The organism is Terriglobus saanensis SP1PR4 (genome assembly GCF_000179915.2).
Taxonomy (GTDB): domain Bacteria; phylum Acidobacteriota; class Terriglobia; order Terriglobales; family Acidobacteriaceae; genus Terriglobus; species Terriglobus saanensis.
On the sequence record NC_014963.1, the window covers coordinates 4789972 to 4802673 of the forward strand.

Below are 12702 nucleotides of genomic sequence, written 5' to 3' on the forward strand. Positions count from 1 at the left end.
TTGCAGGTTGGACCCAAAGCAAAACGGCCTCCGCAGGGAGGCCGTTTCGATTCTTCAGGAGAGAGGTTACTGCGATACCACTCCGTGCGTTGCCTTCTCTTCCTTCTTCTGCTCGTTGATCTTGCGAGCACCCATCGCCTTCTGGTTCCACTCGTCCGCTTGCGCAAGCGAAGCCTTTAGAGCGGCACTGTCGCCGCAGGCGAAGTCAGCCTGACGACGGTAGGTGAGGTTGAGGTACGACATGGCATCCTCGTACGTCGGATTGATCTCGACGGCGCGATGCAGATACTTCAGGCCTTCTTCGACCAGCGGCTGGTTCACGGCCTTGATCTTGGCGCAGGCGCCCTTGCTCATCTTGACGTTGCCTTCGCCATCTTCCTTAATGCCGTCGGCAGCCAGGATCGTGGTGGCATTCTTGTACTCGTCGATCCAGTCCACCGCGCCGATCGTGTAGTTCGCTTCAGCATCGTTCGGGTCAACATCGATGACCTTTTGCTCGTACTGCTTCGCTAAGTCGCTGCGCTTGGTCTGACGATAGATCGAGGCGATCTGCTTGAGCGCAGTCAGGTCCTTCGGATCGCGGTTCAGAACTTCCTGGAAACCGTCGATCGCCTTCTGCGCGATCTTCATATTCTCTGGCGTTTCCATGTTCGGAACAACCTGCGAGGAGTATGCCGTCGCGAGATAGAGTTTGGAGGTTGCGTCGGTGGGGTCAAGCTCGACAGCTTTTTGGAAGTGGTTGGTCGCTACTTCATACTGCGCATTCTTGAAAGCAGCGATGCCCTTGACCAACTGGTCGCGAGACCGGAGCTTGTTGCATCCTGTCGCCGAGATCATCAGCACCAGAAGTGCGGCGGTTGCGGAAATACGTGCAGTAAGTGTCATGGAACGAGTCATCTCCTTCAGAGCCGCATACGATGTCGGGGTCGTCTTACGAAAGACGTAGATGGTGCTTCGATTGTGATTGTAATGGTAGCGAGTTACGAATGACCAGCAACAACAGAGGTTTCTTCTTCACGAATCAGCTTTGGGAGGGAGATACTGCACAACACCCCATGACGGCCTTTGCCTGCTGCCGTACGAATCCAAAGCCTTTGTTTGAGACAGAAACAGGCCGGACCGAAGAGCATGCTCTTCGGTCCGGCCCGGGATCTACTGTCCAGAGAGAACGCGAGGGGTAATGATACCGATATTGTCCACGCCTGCCTGATGGCCGAAATCGATTACCTCTGCCACCCGGCCGAAGTCCAAATCCTTATCGCCCTTGACGAACATGACCTTGTCGTTCCGGGTCGCGAAGATGTCCCTCAGCTTGGCGGTCATGTCCTGGCGCGGAAACGGCTGCTCGTTGATCATGTAAACAGGCTCTCCCTTACCGCCGCCAGGCTGGACCGAGACCACGATGGTGCGGGGGTCGACATCCTGGTTCTGCGGGTTCTTGGGCGGCTGCGGAACGAGAGCATCCATACCGCGAACCACGTTCGGCTGGATCACCATAAAAATGATGAGCAGCACAAGAAGAACGTCAATTAGAGGTGTGACGTTAATGTCGGACCTTGCTCCGCCACCGCCACCTGCTGCCATACCCATGGGAGAATCTCCTTTTGCTCCGCCGCTTCGGCGAAGACGATACTACAGGTTACTGTTCTGACTTTTCGGTTAACATGCCGAGCTGGCTCACACCCGCGGCGCGCACACCATCGATCGCATCCATCACGCGACCATAGTTGGCACGATTGTCGCCACGAAGATAAACCTCTTTTTCGGTCTTGTTCTCAAGCAGGGAAGAGATCTTGGGGCCCATGTCGTCTACCTGTACCTGGTCGCCGCCCAGAAAGATCTTGCCGTCGCGCGTGACCGCAACCACAACTGAATCTTCCTTGTTCGCGTTTTCCATGACGATGGCAGAAGCCGCTGGCGGCAGGTCTACGTTCACCTTGTTGTTCACCATCGGTGTGACGACCATGAAGATGATCAGGAGCACCAGCATAACGTCCACCATGGGAGTTACGTTGATGTCTGAGTTGACCTTCTTGCCCTCATCGCGTTTTGAAATTGCCATAAGCCATACTCCGTTCGGAAAGTTCGATTAGAACCGCGCCCCCGCAAGATGTGGAGTCTCCGGATGCCGCTTCGCTGCGGCATCCGGATCCAATCCATGTTCTCGCGTCATCGCTTGTGACAGCGTTCGAGCTTAGCGGTGCGACTGCTTGATGAAGTAGTCCACGAGCTCCGAGGAGGAGTTATCCATCTCGACGTCGAATGCTTCGACCTTGTTCGTGAAGTAGTTGAAGCACATAACGGCAGGGATGGCTACGAGAAGACCGAAAGCGGTCGTAACCAGAGCTTCCGAAATACCGCCGGCCACAGCGCCGATACCGGTGCTCTTGGACTGCGCGATCTGCTGGAAAGCGTGGAGAATACCGATAACCGTTCCGAAGAGGCCGATGAAGGGCGCCGTCGAACCGATGGTTGCGAGCGAACCCAGGCCGCGCTTCAGCTTGGCGTGAACGATCGCCTCAGAACGCTCAAGAGCGCGCTTGGAGGATTCAATCTGCTCCTCGGTGATTGCACCACCCGAACCGTAGGAGCGGAACTCCTGCAGGCCAGAGGTCACCACTTCAGCAAGGTGAGACTTCTTGGTGCGGTCAGCCACCTTGATCGCCTCGTCCAGACGGCCATCCTTGAGAGCGCCAGCAACCTTGGGAGCAAACTCACGCGACTGCTTGCGGGCAGCGGAGAAGTACAGGGCACGATCGATCATGACCGCGAGCGACCAGATCGACATGATGAACAGGATGGCAACGACAACGAGATCGATCCAGCCCATGTTCTTCAACATGCCGAGAACGGAGAAGCCGCCGGCCTCTGCACCACCGGCTGCAGCTTCCTGCAGATAGAGGGCGAGAGACGAAGTATGAGCGAAGTTTGCGATGTGAGCGAGAATCACGGAAATGGTTCCTCCTGGATCTGGGTCGTTCTAGAGTGGTTGAAGCTTTGCTGTATTCCCTGTCTCCGTCTCCGGAGACAGGGGCTTACTTTGCGTGAACTTGTATTACCCGCCGATGTTGAAGTTGACGGTGATCGTCGTATCGACTTCCGTCGGGTCGCCGCTCAGAACGTAGGGCTTATAGCGCCACGTGCGAACCGCATCGACTGCAGCTGCGCGCAACATCTCAGGTCCTGAGATGACGTTCAGGTTCTCAATGGTGCCTGTCTTCGAAATAATGGCGTGAATCACCACTGCACCGGAGACGTGCGCCGCGCGAGCGATCGGGGGGTAGGTAGGCGTGGTCTTCACCAGGATCTGGCCGGCCATTACGCCGCCCGAGATACGTGCAGGGCCCTTGGGTTTCTCCACCTTGACCTGAGGAACCGGCGCATTGCCGATACCCAGGCTGCCCATAACGCCACCTGCGGCACCACCAGCGGAACCCATCCCCATACCGGCAACGCCAGCAACCTGCTGCGGCGGCGGTGGGTCTTCCTTCACTGCCTTAATTTCTTTCGGAATCTTGGTGGGAGCCGTCATGGCGTCAAGCGCCGCAACAACCTTGATCACCTTCACAACTGCTGCCGGGGGCGGCGGAGGAGGCGGTGGGGGTGGCGGCGGAGGCGCCGTGAGCATGGCCGTCATGGCTGTCTTCGGCAGTGCCTCAGGATAGAGCAGCGGGATCAGGATCATGACCGCCAAAATCACGACGTTGAACGCGAAGGTGGCAATCATCCAGTACTTGGACTTCGATTGGATCTTACCGCTGGATTCTACGAGCGAATCTTCAAACATAATCGGCCTCGGATTCTGCGAGAGGTGGCACTACTTCCTGTAGACACCAGGCACTTGTTATTTGTTCCCAGGATTTTGCTCGGAAGTTTTCCCAGTTATTTCTTACTGCATTCACCCCACACGTTCAGACTTCCGTTCAGAGAAAACAGAACAATGTGCGAAGGAAGATAGTTCTACACAATGGAAACACCGTTGTCCAATGCGCAACGAAATTCAAAAGAGAAAGCGCACAGGAAGCAGTGCAGATTTGCACGTTTTCTTAGAGAGTCAACGCCATAATGTCGTCTTTGCATGCGGTGGCACCCACGATAAATTGACGCTCACCGACCTTCTTGAAACCGGCCTTTTCATAGAAGGAGATCGCAGCAAAGTTCACGCAATTGACCCCAAGCAGAAGACGCCTCCGTCCCATCTCACGGGTGGCCTCCACGGCCTGATTCATCAGAGCACGGCCGATTCCAGTCCCATGAAAACGATGAAAGAGATAGATTCTCCGCAGTTCGTAATCCGCTGGCAAGAGATCGACCGGCAAGTCGGGTTCGCAGAGCAGAATGTACCCAACCGGAGCATCACCCGGCTCCGCCTCTGCGAAAAAAGCACGCGTCGTCGGCGCAGAGAGATACTTCGTAAACGCTGCGGGGGAGTTGTTCTTCTGGCAGTGCGCCAGAAGATCGGACCCATCCAAAATTCCGGCGAATGTTTCGATGAGCGTGCCTGAACCCACCAGAGAAAGCAGATCACTGTCCACCACACTGCATGCGCGCAGGTGAAATTTCAATGTCGTCATCGTGACAGCATAACGCGCACGTCCCACAAGCACTTCGGATGGTTGGGATACGTAGACTGGCTCAGATGCCCGCCCAGGAACTTTCGTCCGCGCTCAAAAACTTTTCGCAGGACCCACGCGTTACCCTTCGCCGTGCAGGCGTGCCCAACCCGGACGGGCGATGCGTCGTCTACTGGATGCAACGCGCGCAGCGCGGACGCGACAACGCTGCTCTGAACCTGGCCGTGCAGATCGCAGACGAACTGGGTCTGCCGGTCGTCACCTACTTCGCGGGCATCTCCAACTTCCCCCACGCCAACCTGCGGCACTATCACTTCCTGCAACAGGGCCTGCTCGATGTCGAAAACGATCTCGCGGAACGCGGTATCGGCTTCGTTCTGCGCAACGCTCCGGAATGCAGTCCTGTTCAGTTCTTCGCCGACGCACACGCAGCTATCGTTATCGGAGACGAGAACCCGCTGCGCGCCATGGAGCGCTGGCGCTCCATGGTTGCGAAGAACATCGAAGTCCCCTACTGGACCATCGATACCGACGTCATCGTGCCTTCAAAGCTCCTTGAAAAAGCGCAGTACGCCGCGCGCACCATCCGTCCGCGCCTGAAGAAGTTTCTGCCGGAGTTTCTGCACCTCGTAAAGAGCATCGACAATTCGGCTCCTGCAAAAGAATGGCAGCAACCACGCGGACTGCGCCACGACAAACTCTCGATAGACATGACGAAGCAGTGGCCCGATCTCGACCGCTCCGTCCTGCCTGTAGACGAATGGAACGGCGGCTCCGGCGCTGCCTACAAACGTCTCCATCTCTTCACGAAGAACCTCGGCAATTACGATCGCGAGCGCAACCACCCGGAGACCGACGGCACCTCGATGCTCTCTCCCTTTCTGCACTTCGGACACATCGGCCCGCTCACCATCGCGCTCGCCGTACGTAAAGCAATACAGACCAACCCCGCAGCCAAAGTGAGTGGAGAAGCGTATCTTGACCAACTCATCACCTGGCGCGAACTATGCATCAACTTCGTAAAGTATGAGCCCAACTACGACACTGCTGCCTGCGCCGATCCCTGGGCGAAGGTCACCATCGGAGAGCACGCGCGCGACGAGCGCTCTCCGCTCTACTCGCTTGAACAGCTCGAACGCGCCGAAACCTACGACGAGCTCTGGAACGCATCGCAGCGGCAGATGGTCTACCGGGGATGGATGCACAACTACATGCGCATGTACTGGGCGAAGAAGATCCTGGAATGGTCGCCGTCCGTCGACGTCGCTTTCGAACGCGCTGTTCATCTCAATGACCGCTACTTCCTCGACGGCCGCGATCCCAACGGCTACGGTAGCATCGCGTGGGCGCTGGTCGGCAAGTTCGACCGCGCCTGGGGAGAACGTCCCATCTTCGGAAAGATCCGCTACATGTCCGGCGCATCGACCGGACGCAAATTCGACTCGAAGAAATACATCGCGCAGAATCCGCCGGCCGGGAAACCAGCAGAACCATTGCTGTTTTGACGGAAACGAATACATCGTCAGTGCAACGGAAGCCTTGTGATTTCGACTGAGACTTCACACACAAAGAGGAGCAGCCTCGTCATTTCGACCAAGACTTCGCACAACAAAGAGGAGCAACTTCGTCATTTCGACCGAGACTTCGCGCAGCGAAGACGAGCGGAGAAATCTGCTTTTGTTATGTGCCGCAGGCACATCCGATCGCGCTACGCGCGATAACAAAAGCAGATCTCTCCGCTCACGCTTCGCGTTCGGTCGAGATGACGGAAGCGGAATGAGCCGCAAACACCGGGTGCCCCATGTCCCGCTTTTGGGACATGGGTTATGCGCAAAGCGCATCCCTACAAAACACCGACTACTCAGAGATCCCAAAGCAATCCGCCATCGCCCGCCGCGCCGCATGAAATCCACACATGCCATGCACCCCTCCACCCGGCGGCGTGGAAGCCGAACACAGATACACCCCATCCATCGACGTCCTGTAAGGCGAGCGCAGCAGCACAGGCCGGGCCACGATCTGCCGCAGCGTCAACGCGCCTCCGTTGATGTCGCCGCCCACGTAGTTCGCGTTGTACGCCTGCATCGCATAAGTATTCATCGTATGACGCGCAAGGATGCGATCCCGAAATCCAGGAGCGAAGCGCTCCACCTGCGCTTCAATCGCCTCGATCCTATCCACGGTCGAGCCATTCGGAACATGACAGTATCCCCACGCGGTATGCCTTCCTGAAGGCGCTCGCGTGGCATCGAACAAGCTCTGCTGCGCAAACAGCAGGAAGGGGTTTTCGGAATGTTTGCCTGCGGCAATCTCCGCCTCCGATTGCGCGATCTCCTCAAACGTCCCGCCCAGATGCACCGTCCCCGCGCGTCGACAAGTCTCCGAAGCAAAAGGCACAGGACCATCCAGCGCCCAGTCCACCTTGAACGCGCCCGGCCCATACTCGAACTTCTCAAGCTGCGAGCGATACCTGGATGAAAGCTTCCCCGCAGCGATCTGCAGCAACTGCTTCGGCCCAACATCCAGCAGAGTCACACGTGCAGGCGGCAACGCTTCCAGTCTCTCCACCGCAACGCCCGTCTCCACCACGCCGCCTAGAGAAACAAAGTACGCCGCCAGCGCATCCGCGATCTTCTGCGAACCTCCGCGCGCCATCGGCCAACCGCTGCGATGCCCTGCAATCATCAGCACCAGCGCCGTCGCCGCCGTGGCGACGGAGGTGAGCGGCTGCATCCCATGCGCCGCCATGCCTGCCAACAGACCACGCGCATCGCGCCCACGAAAGCGCTTTGCTAAAGCCGAAGCCGGTAGAAGCGCCTTCACTCCGAACTTCACCATCTCCAGCGGATGCGGCGGCCACGCCAGCACCGGCCCCAGCACCTCGCGCTCGATCTTCGGCCACGCCGCAATCAGCGGACGGTAGAGCCGCGCATACGCCTCGCGATCTTCGCCCAGCCCCGCAGTCGTCTCCTCCAGGGAAGACATCAGCGCTGCAGCCGTTCCATCGTCGAACGGATGCGCCGCCAGCACCGGCGGTTCAATCCACTCCAGGCCAAAATCCTTGAGCGGCAGTTCGCGAAAGAACGGCGACCCAGCACCCAGCGGATGAATCGCCGAACAGACATCGTGTACAAACCCCGGCAGCGTCAGCTCCGCCGAACGCATGCCTCCGCCGACGGTAGACTTTGCTTCCAGTAACAGAACACGAAGCCCCGCACGCTGCATCGTGATCGCCGCCGCCAGACCGTTCGGCCCCGCACCCACAACGACCGCATCGAAGTCCCCCATTACTCCACTGCAACCGGCGCCGTTGCCACTCCCACAAGCGAGTCGGCGCAGCCGTAGTAGAGGAACCACTTGCCCGCAAAGCGCACCAGGCCCTCCGCAAAGGTCGTTCCGTCGACGTACTGTCCGCTGCGTTCAAACGGGCGCTCGGGACGAAACACGGGCGTCTCCGTCCGGTCGAGCATCTTCGATGGATCGTCCGCCGCAAACAATGCCTCGCCCACGGAGTACGTCCCCGCCGCCAGATCCGTCGATCCATCGCCCTCCGGCGGATGCGTGGCGTTCTTCGCGTTGTAGAGCATCACAATGCCCTTCGCCGTCAGCACCGGCGGCGGACCCGTCTCCGGAAATCCGCTGTCGAAGTGCCCCGGTCGCGGAGCCAGCATCACCTTCGGTTCCCCCGTCTTCGCATCGACCACTGGCGTCCAGTGGATCAGATCGTCCGAGGTCGCCAGGCGGATCGTAATCTCGCCCCAGTACATCCAGTACTTTCCGTGGATCTTCGCCGCCACCATGCGCCTGCCATCCCAGCGCGTCACAATCCCCGAAGACTTGTATTTGAAGCCGCGATACTTGCCGTTCTGGGCCGCGTCGAAGATCGGCCCGAACTTCGTCCAGTGGTGCAGATCCCGCGAGGTGGCAATCCCGATAGTGTACGTCTGCCGCTCGCGTGCGTACTGCGTGTAGGTGACGACATACGTGCCATCTTCTTTCTGCACGACGCGCGGATCTTCCACGCCGCCAAGGTACTCGTTCGCCTTCTGCGCATCGTTGTCGCCATAGAGGACGGGCTTCGGCTCCGTCGTAAAGTGCAGGCCGTCGCTGCTCGTCGCCAGCCCCAGCCGCGAAGCGTGTCCACCCACCATCATGGTTCCGGAATCGTCTTCCGCGCGGTACAGGACCGCCACCTTGCCCTCGTAGATCGTCGCCGCGGGATTAAAGGTGTGCAGCTTCTCCCAAGCGACCGCCTGCCGCGTCACCGGGTCGAGAAAGCTGGAAAGGGGATTGGGGCGGATCACCGGCGTATCCACAGGACGCGTAAACGGGCCGATCAGCCAGCTGCGGTCTTTGGTGCGCGTATCGCTCTGCGCCGCAAACGAAAACGCGCACATCAGGGTCGTTACGACAAGTGCAGCGGACGACAGGCGCATCGGCGAACCTCCGCCTGCCATCTTACGGGAGCTTTTCTACCTTCACATTGTCGGGAATCTTCAGTTCGAACTGGTCGTCCCCAAGCGCCTGATTCACCGTCAGCTTGGTAATGGTCAGCGTCAGGCTCAACTGGTCCTTGGGGCGGCGGATCGTGATCTTCGACGGAAACTCCACATCCCCGAACTTCTGATAATTCTCATAGGTCGTCTGCGTGTCCAGCTGACCGTCCGCGTCGTAGATGTCCTGCTGAAAGGGAAGCAGGTTTGCCCGGCCCAGGTGGACCGTCCGCAGGGTCTTCAACTCCACACTGTTTTCCACCGGCTGGTGGAAGCTGAGCTCGTAGGTCGGCTCCTGCACAAAATACTTCTTCGCTGGATCGGGCTGGTAGGTACGGTCGTCCGCAGTCACCGAGACGAACTGGCCCTTCTGCAACCCCTGGATCAGCAGCGAGTCGTAAAACACGCCCGGACGCAGGTTCTCCAGGGCGTTCTTGGAGGGAGTCGTCAATACGTTCGAACCGGTAATGAACCGGTTGCGCGGCGGAATGGCCATCTTGAAGGTCGAACCGTCCGTCACCATGTCCAGGGCGCGCACATGGGCAAACGGTGCAAACAGCAGAACGCGCAGATCGCCCGGCTTGCGCAGCAGGATATAGCCGGTAAAGCCTGTGGTTTCTGTAATCTGGCCTTCTTTACTGCCACCGGTCGTGGCCGAGATGTCCACCGACGCGTTCATCGTCTTGATCGCGTCGTAACGCGCGTCCGTCTGCTTTACCAATTGGTCGAGAGAGACCGTCAGCACCTGCGAAGGAGGATGCGTCTTCTGCACCGAGCGTGTGGTCTGATAGCAACCCGTCAGCGAAAACAACAACACGCCAGCCGTGACCGCAAAACCTAATTTTTTCGTCGTCAAGCTCAAACCAGAAGTATACCGTTTTGGCGTCGCGATCAGGCGCGAAAACCATCTCTTTGAGAGATGCGTTTTGCCGTTGGCACGGTGCGATTTATCTAGTTGCCTTGCGATAAGCCTGTACCTGCGCCGCATGCTCCTGCAGCGTAGCCGAAAAACGTGTGTGCCCCGCCGCGTCCGCCACAAAATACAAATTGTCCGTCTGCATCGGATGAAGCGCCGCCCGCAGGGCGGCCATGCCCGGCGAACAGATCGGCCCCGGCGGCAGACCGGCGTGACGGTAGGTGTTGTAAGGGTTCAGGTTCGCCAGGTCGCTCGCGTAGATCGTCCCGCGCCAGCGGCCATCCAGCATGGCCGCATACGCCACAGCCGGATCGGTCGCCAGCGGCATGCCCACGCGCAGACGATTCTCGAAGACCCCCGCCACCATAGGCCGCTCGCTGTCGATGTGGACCTCTTTTTCGACAAGCGATGCCATCGTAACCATCCGGGATACATTGCCCGTCACACCAAGCTCTGCCATCGCCCGCCCGAACCGCCGCACCATCGCCGCCAGCATCTGTTCGTCGGTCGTATGCCGGCTGAAGCGATAGGTATCCGGGAAAAGATATCCCTCCATCGAGGTCGCCGCAGGGCTCCACTGCGCAATCAGCTTGGTGTTGGCCTTCGCTGCCTTGAGAAAATCCGCCTGCTTGCCCAGCCCTGCCGTCTCCACGGCTGCGGCAATATCCCACAGATTGTAGCCCTCCGGAACCGTAACCGCCCGCGTGTACACATCGCCCCGCGCGATCCGTTCGTAGACCTCGACTGCCGTGGCGGGATGGTCGAAGCGGTACTCCCCGGCCTTCAGACGCCCGCGTTTGACCACGCGCACCAAGTCGAAGGCGTATTCGCTGCGAATCACGCCGGCCGCCGCCAGCTTCTGCCCCATCCCACGGGTCGAAGTCCCCACGGCAATGTCCACAAAGGTCTCCGTGCTCGGCCCATAGGGAGCCAACACCAGAAAACCGGCCACACCCGCGCCAATCACGACCAACAAGAGCAGGAACCCGAGAAACTTCACGCGCTCATGCTATCGCACTGCCGCCCTCCGCCTCGCTGGTGCATGATGGAAAGCGATGAATCAACCCCCGCAGCCCGTGATGAACCTGGCAAGAATCATGGGGCTGGACATCGGCGACCGCCGCATCGGTGTCGCGATTTCCGACGGCCTCGGCCTCACCGCGCAGCCCGTCTTTACGCTTCACCGCTCCAACCCGCGCGAAGATATCCGCTCCATCGCCCGTCTCACACGCAAACACGAAGCCACGGCCATCGTCGCCGGTCTTCCGCTGCATATGTCCGGTGACCTGAGCCCGCAGGCGCAGAAGTCGCAGGCCTTCGCGCAGGAACTCGCCAAACGTACCGGCCTCCCGCTGTACTTCTGGGACGAACGGCTGACCTCGCACGCCGCGCATGAGATTCTGGACGTTTCCGGTTTTGGAACTACGGGCCGTAAAGCAGTGATCGATCAGGTCGCCGCCGTACTTATTCTGCAAGGCTTCCTCGACGCGCAGCGCGGACCGACGCTCCTGCCACCCCAAAACGTATAATCTTTCTTTCAGTTCAATCTCGTTGTATATGCAAGGCCACGGATGCCCGAACACATCAAAAAGAAGCTCGAAGAGCAGATCAAGCAGCTCGAATACGAACTGACCAACGAGCTCCCGGCGGAGATCAAGCGGGCCGTCGCCCTGGGCGATCTCTCCGAAAACGCCGAGTACCACTCCGCCAAGCAGCGCCAGGAGTTCGTCAACGCGCATCTGGGCCAGCTTAAGAAGCGCATGGCCGAGCTGTCACTCGTCAATCTGGCGAACATCCCGCACGACCGCATCGGCTTCGGCTCCACTATCGTCGTCTTCGACACCACGAAGAACGAGGAACTGACCTACAAGCTCGTCACCAGCGAAGAGTCGGATGTCACGCAGGGCCTGATCTCCACGACCTCGCCCATCGGCCGTTCGCTCGTAGGCAAGCAGGTCGGCGACACCGTCACCGTGGTCACGCCCAACGGGAAGCGAGAGTTGGAAGTCCTGAAACTCACCACCATTCACGACGCCGCCGAGTAGCTCCGGTAAACTAGAAATCGAATCATGACCTGGACAAGCGCATTCGGCAAGGCCTCCGGCTTCCTCCTCTGGAAGATCGTGCGGGGCCTCGCGCTCTCACGCATCTCGCCCAATACGCTGACGTTTATTGGTCTGATCATCAACATCGTCGCCGCCTTCCTCTTCGGCTACGCGCGCGGAGCCAACGCCAACCGCATGTTCGTCTACGCCGGGATCGTCATCATCGGCGCGGGTATCTTCGACATGGTGGACGGCCGCGTGGCGCGCGCCACGAACCAGGTTTCGGTCTTCGGCGCCTTCTTCGACTCCGTGATGGACCGCTACTCCGACGTGGCCATCTTCTTCGGCCTTCTGGTCTACTACGCCCGCGGCAACCGCTTCCAGTACGTCGTTCTGGTGGCGTTTGTGATGACGGCGTCCGTCATGGTCAGCTACACGCGCGCCCGCGCGGAAGCCCTGATCGGCTCCTGCAAGGTCGGCTTCATGGAACGCCCGGAGCGCATCGTGCTCGTCATCATCGGAGCGCTCTTCAACACATGGGGTGTCATGGCTCCCGCGCTTTGGGTCCTTGCGGTGCTCAGCACGATGACGGTGATTCACCGCATCCGCTACACCTACCTCGAGACTGAGCGACGCAAGCTGCAGCCCGCCCGATAGGTTCAACTAAAAACTCA

At 59.2% G+C, this 12702-nt stretch carries 14 protein-coding genes; 4 read left to right on the plus strand and 10 right to left on the minus strand.

Annotated features, from left to right (window positions below):
- Positions 1-66: 66 nt before the first annotated feature.
- From ACIPR4_RS19950 to ACIPR4_RS19975, 6 genes are all read right to left on the minus strand, one after another.
- Entirely contained in the window at positions 67-885 is an 819-nt protein-coding gene (locus ACIPR4_RS19950; RefSeq protein WP_013570476.1) for a tetratricopeptide repeat protein, read from the minus strand.
- 267 nt (positions 886-1152) lie between these two features.
- Entirely contained in the window at positions 1153-1590 is a 438-nt protein-coding gene (locus tag ACIPR4_RS19955; protein WP_013570477.1) for an ExbD/TolR family protein, read from the minus strand.
- A gap of 49 nt (positions 1591-1639) precedes the next feature.
- On the minus strand, positions 1640-2062 hold the full coding sequence (locus ACIPR4_RS19960) for an ExbD/TolR family protein (protein WP_013570478.1): 423 nt from the start codon (positions 2060-2062) through the stop codon (positions 1640-1642).
- A 132-nt stretch (positions 2063-2194) separates the two neighbouring features.
- Entirely contained in the window at positions 2195-2950 is a 756-nt protein-coding gene (locus ACIPR4_RS19965) for a MotA/TolQ/ExbB proton channel family protein (protein WP_013570479.1), read from the minus strand.
- Positions 2951-3055: 105 nt separating this feature from the next.
- On the minus strand, positions 3056-3787 hold the full coding sequence (locus ACIPR4_RS19970; protein ID WP_013570480.1) for an energy transducer TonB: 732 nt from the start codon (positions 3785-3787) through the stop codon (positions 3056-3058).
- Positions 3788-4046: 259 nt separating this feature from the next.
- Positions 4047-4574: a GNAT family N-acetyltransferase gene (locus ACIPR4_RS19975; RefSeq protein WP_013570481.1), complete on the minus strand. Its 528-nt coding sequence runs from the start codon at positions 4572-4574 to the stop codon at positions 4047-4049.
- 65 nt (positions 4575-4639) lie between these two features.
- Here ACIPR4_RS19975 and ACIPR4_RS19980 point away from each other — a divergent pair, with 65 nt between their 5' ends.
- A complete protein-coding gene (locus ACIPR4_RS19980) occupies positions 4640-6079 on the plus strand; it encodes a deoxyribodipyrimidine photo-lyase (RefSeq protein WP_013570482.1) in 1440 nt (479 codons plus the stop codon).
- 352 nt (positions 6080-6431) lie between these two features.
- On the opposite strand, the gene ACIPR4_RS19985 is transcribed toward ACIPR4_RS19980, so the two are convergent.
- The 4 genes from ACIPR4_RS19985 to mltG all read right to left on the minus strand — a co-directional run bounded on the left by ACIPR4_RS19985 (position 6432) and on the right by mltG (position 10983).
- Positions 6432-7862 (minus strand): phytoene desaturase family protein, encoded by a 1431-nt coding sequence (locus ACIPR4_RS19985; protein WP_013570483.1) that lies wholly within the window; start codon positions 7860-7862, stop codon positions 6432-6434.
- Positions 7862-9010 carry a glycoside hydrolase family 130 protein gene (locus tag ACIPR4_RS19990; RefSeq protein WP_013570484.1) on the minus strand — a complete coding sequence of 383 codons (1149 nt, stop codon included), beginning with the start codon at positions 9008-9010 and terminating at the stop codon, positions 7862-7864. The genes ACIPR4_RS19985 and ACIPR4_RS19990 overlap by 1 nt, the downstream gene beginning before the upstream one ends.
- 22 nt (positions 9011-9032) lie before the next feature.
- Positions 9033-9923, minus strand: a complete 891-nt coding sequence (locus tag ACIPR4_RS19995) for a DUF4292 domain-containing protein (RefSeq protein ID WP_041586218.1) — start codon at positions 9921-9923, stop codon at positions 9033-9035.
- A gap of 91 nt (positions 9924-10014) precedes the next feature.
- Positions 10015-10983 carry an endolytic transglycosylase MltG gene (gene mltG / locus ACIPR4_RS20000; RefSeq protein ID WP_013570486.1) on the minus strand — a complete coding sequence of 323 codons (969 nt, stop codon included), beginning with the start codon at positions 10981-10983 and terminating at the stop codon, positions 10015-10017.
- A 55-nt stretch (positions 10984-11038) separates the two neighbouring features.
- On the opposite strand from mltG, the gene ruvX reads away from it, so the two are divergent.
- Genes ruvX through ACIPR4_RS20015 form a run of 3 tightly spaced genes read left to right on the plus strand, consistent with a single transcriptional unit; the run spans position 11039 to position 12685 of the window.
- Positions 11039-11512, plus strand: a complete 474-nt coding sequence (ruvX, locus tag ACIPR4_RS20005) for a Holliday junction resolvase RuvX (RefSeq protein ID WP_013570487.1) — start codon at positions 11039-11041, stop codon at positions 11510-11512.
- A gap of 42 nt (positions 11513-11554) precedes the next feature.
- Positions 11555-12028 carry a GreA/GreB family elongation factor gene (locus ACIPR4_RS20010; RefSeq protein ID WP_013570488.1) on the plus strand — a complete coding sequence of 158 codons (474 nt, stop codon included), beginning with the start codon at positions 11555-11557 and terminating at the stop codon, positions 12026-12028.
- Between the two features lie 24 nt (positions 12029-12052).
- Positions 12053-12685 carry a CDP-alcohol phosphatidyltransferase family protein gene (locus tag ACIPR4_RS20015; protein WP_013570489.1) on the plus strand — a complete coding sequence of 211 codons (633 nt, stop codon included), beginning with the start codon at positions 12053-12055 and terminating at the stop codon, positions 12683-12685.
- Positions 12686-12702: the final 17 nt, after the last annotated feature.

What these genes read in the sequence shown, in the direction of transcription:
- ACIPR4_RS19950 (WP_013570476.1), bottom strand. Translation starts at nt 885, where the DNA reads ATGACACTTACTGCACGTATTTCCGCAACCGCCGCACTTCTGGTGCTG.
- ACIPR4_RS19955 (WP_013570477.1), bottom strand. Translation starts at nt 1,590, where the DNA reads ATGGGTATGGCAGCAGGTGGCGGTGGCGGAGCAAGGTCCGACATTAAC.
- ACIPR4_RS19960 (WP_013570478.1), bottom strand. Translation starts at nt 2,062, where the DNA reads ATGGCAATTTCAAAACGCGATGAGGGCAAGAAGGTCAACTCAGACATC.
- ACIPR4_RS19970 (WP_013570480.1), bottom strand. Translation starts at nt 3,787, where the DNA reads ATGTTTGAAGATTCGCTCGTAGAATCCAGCGGTAAGATCCAATCGAAG.
- ACIPR4_RS19975 (WP_013570481.1), bottom strand. Translation starts at nt 4,574, where the DNA reads ATGACGACATTGAAATTTCACCTGCGCGCATGCAGTGTGGTGGACAGT.
- ACIPR4_RS19980 (WP_013570482.1), top strand. Translation starts at nt 4,640, where the DNA reads ATGCCCGCCCAGGAACTTTCGTCCGCGCTCAAAAACTTTTCGCAGGAC.
- ACIPR4_RS19985 (WP_013570483.1), bottom strand. Translation starts at nt 7,862, where the DNA reads ATGGGGGACTTCGATGCGGTCGTTGTGGGTGCGGGGCCGAACGGTCTG.
- ACIPR4_RS19990 (WP_013570484.1), bottom strand. Translation starts at nt 9,010, where the DNA reads ATGCGCCTGTCGTCCGCTGCACTTGTCGTAACGACCCTGATGTGCGCG.
- ruvX (WP_013570487.1), top strand. Translation starts at nt 11,039, where the DNA reads ATGAATCAACCCCCGCAGCCCGTGATGAACCTGGCAAGAATCATGGGG.
- ACIPR4_RS20010 (WP_013570488.1), top strand. Translation starts at nt 11,555, where the DNA reads ATGCCCGAACACATCAAAAAGAAGCTCGAAGAGCAGATCAAGCAGCTC.
- ACIPR4_RS20015 (WP_013570489.1), top strand. Translation starts at nt 12,053, where the DNA reads ATGACCTGGACAAGCGCATTCGGCAAGGCCTCCGGCTTCCTCCTCTGG.